Source organism: Parasphingorhabdus sp. (assembly GCF_036964675.1).
Lineage (GTDB): Bacteria > Pseudomonadota > Alphaproteobacteria > Sphingomonadales > Sphingomonadaceae > Parasphingorhabdus.
Genome location: NZ_JBALTF010000096.1, coordinates 2764 through 7000 on the forward strand (window position 1 = coordinate 2764; position 4237 = coordinate 7000).

4 protein-coding genes and 1 pseudogene are annotated in these 4237 nt (G+C 57.0%); 1 reads left to right on the forward strand and 4 read right to left on the reverse strand.

Going from position 1 to position 4237, the window contains the following annotated elements:
- Together V7665_RS12645 and V7665_RS12650 are read right to left on the reverse strand one after the other, a co-directional pair.
- Positions 1 to 685: DUF4915 domain-containing protein (locus V7665_RS12645; RefSeq protein WP_335664892.1), on the reverse strand; the 685-nt coding region annotated here is incomplete at its 3' end.
- Positions 686 to 807: 122 nt separating this feature from the next.
- Complete coding sequence (locus tag V7665_RS12650; protein ID WP_335664893.1) at positions 808 to 990, reverse strand: DUF1674 domain-containing protein; 183 nt, start codon at positions 988 to 990, stop codon at positions 808 to 810.
- Between the two features lie 86 nt (positions 991 to 1076).
- Here V7665_RS12650 and V7665_RS12655 point away from each other — a divergent pair, with 86 nt between their 5' ends.
- Positions 1077 to 1973 carry a M48 family metalloprotease gene (locus V7665_RS12655; protein WP_335664894.1) on the forward strand — a complete coding sequence of 299 codons (897 nt, stop codon included), beginning with the start codon at positions 1077 to 1079 and terminating at the stop codon, positions 1971 to 1973.
- A gap of 155 nt (positions 1974 to 2128) precedes the next feature.
- On the opposite strand, the pseudogene V7665_RS13945 reads toward V7665_RS12655, so the two are convergent.
- Positions 2129 to 2260 (reverse strand): annotated as a pseudogene (locus tag V7665_RS13945) (IS6 family transposase); the annotation flags it as partial.
- 62 nt (positions 2261 to 2322) lie between these two features.
- Positions 2323 to 3885 carry a hypothetical protein gene (locus V7665_RS12665; RefSeq protein ID WP_335664896.1) on the reverse strand — a complete coding sequence of 521 codons (1563 nt, stop codon included), beginning with the start codon at positions 3883 to 3885 and terminating at the stop codon, positions 2323 to 2325.
- Positions 3886 to 4237 lie beyond the last annotated feature (352 nt).

A 4237-nucleotide genomic window follows, 5' to 3' on the forward strand; every position in this document is an offset into this window, starting at 1 on the left:
GGCTCTCCACGTCGATGATCAGCCCGCCATCATCGCGATGATCCCGCCAGCCATTGGCGACGTCCGAGCGGGAGACGGCGCTGACATATTTCGCTTTTCCATCGACCATCGCCAGACCGTTGAGATGGCAACGATCCTCGGCGATAATCTGGCTGATGAAATCGGGTTTCCAGACCGGCTTGAAACTGTGCGTCAGACTGGGTTCGCACAGGCAGTTGAAGCGGGTGTTGACGAAGATGATCTTGCCATTGTCCTGAATGCCGATTTCGTGGATGTCGACATTGCCGGTGGTCTGCAAATTGCGCGGCACATAGACCTTGTCATGCACCTGATTGGCTCGCTGATTCGGCCCCAGCACATTTTCCATACGCACAATCTGGGTCAGCGTGCCGAGATAGATACGGCCGGCATCGCCGGTTACGCCCATCGCCTGCGGATAGACCGCTTCATGCAGCGCCAGCTTTCCGTCCGGGCCATGGCCGATCAGATAGAGCCGCCCGGTCTGGTAGGAGGTAAAGCCGATCGCGATGTCATGCGTCGCCAGAAAGGACGCCAGACCCGGCGAGAAACTGATATCGATGCTGCCAGCCTCTGCAGCCGCGGTCGGCGGGACATCCGTCGGGACATTTCTATTTTCCGGCGCGATGGTTTCGACGCCATCCGCACCTGGCTTGTCCTTGCTCACAATATCGCTCCCGTTCGGCAATCGGCCTCGATCAGCGTTCTTTCCATAAAAGCACTGTGGCGCAAAGACTTAAATATATCCGCCTGCCGGGTGCGTCGCCAAAAATTGCGCTGTGCGGCGCGTCAGAAATCGACCGCGATGCCCTTATGCTCCCAGTCGCCATAACGAGTGGGTCCATTTTTGTCGGCAATCTCTTCGGCTTTTTCCAGCGGATCGGGTGCCGGCACCGGCTTGCTTTTGGAAAGATGCGCCGGCGCCTTCACATGGGCCGGTCGCTCGCCGGGTTTTCTATCGCTATCGGTCATATTTTTCGCCTGTCCGCCAAATTGAATCGCTCCGCCTCAGCCCCTATATTGAGCCTGAGACAAGCATATTCAAGCGAGTAGAGACGATGAATTTCATGAAGACAACCATGCTATTGGCAGCACTGACGGCGCTGTTCATGGTCTTGGGCTATTCGCTCGGCGGCAGCGGCGGCGCGATCATCGCCCTGCTGGTCGCGGCGGGCATGAACCTGTTCACCTATTGGAACGCCGACAAGATCGTGCTGAAAATGCACGATGCGGTCGAGGTGGATGCCTCCAGCCATCCCGAATTTTACAATATGGTCAAAAATCTCGCCCAGCGCGCCCAGCTGCCGATGCCGAAAGTCTATATTGTTGACCAGCCTCAGCCGAACGCCTTTGCCACCGGCCGCGATCCCGAACATTCCGCGGTCGCCGCCACCACCGGCCTGCTCAAAATGCTCAGCCATGACGAGATCGAGGGCGTGATGGCGCATGAACTCGGCCATGTGAAAAACCGCGATACGCTGATCATGACCATGGTCGCGACGATTGCCGGTGCGGTGTCGATGCTCGCCAATTTCGGCATGTTCTTTCGGGGCAACCGGGGCGTGGCCGGGATCATGGCGGTGCTGATCGCGCCCTTTGCCGCGATGATTGTGCAAATGGCGATCAGCCGCACCCGCGAATTCGGCGCCGATGCTGCGGCAGCACAGATCAGCGGCAAGCCCTTGTCGCTGGCCGCCGCGCTGGACAAGATTTCCGTCGAGGCGGCGCGCATTCCCAATCCGGTTGCCCAGCGCAACCCGGCGGCGGCTCAGCTTTATATCGTACCCGGCGGCGTGCGGCAGATGTTCTCCACCCATCCGGCGACCGAAGACCGGATCGCCGCCTTGCAGCAAATCGCGCGCGGTGGTGGCTCTGGCGGCTGGTCCAGCCGCCCGGATGAAATCGGCGACATGGCCCGCCTGCGCAAACCGAGCGCGCTCGACCCGACGCGCTAGCTGGGGCCGACAGGGGAGCCTCCGGAAGCGGTGTATTCGTTGGCGGAATTAGATTTTACTTCCGTGTGTAAAGTACCTCCCAAAACGACCAATACGGGCTTCTCACATGGCAATTTTTTGACCGGCATTTGCGTTTTCAGTTCTGTTATTTTCATAATGCCTCGTTGGAACAGCAGGTGCTCCACGTTCCGCAGCGACAGCGGAAAACGGACGTACATCATCAGAACCAGACGGATAATCTCGGGTGATGAATTGAAGTAGCGAAACGGGTCGTCGACGTTACTCATTCAGGCCAATTGGCAGCACCCACCTCCGTCAGCTACTTTGCTTTGACAGCAGCCGATAGAGGTCACCGAACTGATGCGGATGGATGAATCTCCAGCTTGAATAACGCCCGGGCAACAGTGCCTTTAGGCAAGAAGCCGCCAGTGTAAGTCCGTCGGGCGGGTAGTCTCTGAGCCTTATCGAAGTAATCCTTTCGCAGCCCGACCCAGATGGCATATTCGCCGGCGACCGGATTGACGACACCATTGGACTGACGTTGCCCCTGCAATGCATCGCATCCAATCCCATCATAACTATAACTGGTGTGGAGCCTTCGTGGCAGCTTGTAGTTGCTATTATTCTGCAGATGCCGTTGGTATGGCTTTCGCCCGAGATAGTCGGCCCCGCTGCTCGTTCCCGCCATGGGTCCGTCGGGCCCATAGACAAGCAGCATCAGCGGCCCCGAACCGATGTCCTTGGTCTCAATCTGCAGCCAGTCGCCATTTGGGAAGTTTGGGAGATTGAACTTGAGGGTCGGGGAGATCGAGAAAACGTAGTCGTGGTCATCGCAGACCATCTCGAAGCTGCTCGAAGGTTGTTTTATGGTCGGACCAGGATGAACATAGGCAGGACTTTTGTCGATACGATTGTTGCCGGTTGGCAATTTTGCCCATACCCCCAGGTTCTTTGGGAAAGGCCGCCATTCCCCATCGATATCTGGGAAAGGCCGGCGCTCACTCGGCCGCGACGATTTAATGGAGAGCTGGTACGGGGGCAAAGGCCGATTATAAGAAGAAGGACTCTGGCGCGTCACGATAAGCAGGTAGATCTCATAGCGACCCTGTTGCACTTGGGTGATGCGTTGGTGACCATTTCCTCTAAGCGTCGTCGGTCCCGCGACATCGCACAGCCAGCTGCCATCAGGCGCCCGCACCACTAGGTCAAGAGCCCCGGGGTGTCTCGTTTTCAAATTAAGATCGATTGGGTGGCTATACGGCTGATCGACATCCAGCAGCATCACCGGCGATGCGGAAATAGCGTTGGTTTCTCGTGTGCAGCCTCCGATTTTCGCTTCAGGTCCATAGCTGCGCTCTAAAAGGCTGCAAGCAAGGGAGCCACTAACATAATTGAATCCTGGTGCCACCATGCACTTGTTGTAACGAGAAGCCAGATCACCGGATTGCTGCATATAATCCCGAAAGTTGTGCGGATAGATGAATGTTCGCTTGTTTTTAGGCTTAACTGCGTGCCCCATTGACCGAATAAACCCGACCGCCCGCATTGCCGGATAGCGGGTGCCGGCGAGATCGGCCTCGAAGCAGCCATTCTGCGTATAGTCGTTATAGTCGCCGCAGGACCGCGTGCCGAGTAGCGAGGATAGGCGATAGGTCGGTGTTCGCTCGGCGTCATATCCTATGCCAGTCCTGTTGAACTTATCCAGACTGAACCATGGCAAGGTCGATGGGACGCCGTTCCAGCGTTCCTCTCTACCCTGATACCAATCACGTGGGCTCATAGTCGAGGAATAGTCCACGCCGTCCCCTCCGCCAGCGATATCACCATGCAGACGATATTGGGCCAGTGCTGGCGCGGCAAATCCCACCAGCAATCCCAACAAACCCAATAGACCCAGCAACCAGTGTTTCATAATTCTTCTCCGAGCATCGTGTTTGTCACTACACCATTTGATAAAAGAGAGCTGGCTATGGCCGCAGTGTTTTGCATCGTGGCATAAGCTTTGGTCCTGCAACCACCGTGAATAATGACGGCGACGGGAAATGGTCCATCGCCTGATGGCAAGCGCAACTCGCCAATTTGAAGTGGGTCAGCTATCGACGGCATGGGCCGCGGATATCACATTGTCAGCTGTGGCTGGACAATCTGTCTGCATCCCCAAGTCCTTGCGCCTCATATATAGCGACCCGGGCTAATAACATCCCGAGTTGCAGCGCTGCCAGGTGGCGCGCTAGCTGGGGCCGACAGGGTAACCGCCGGATGCG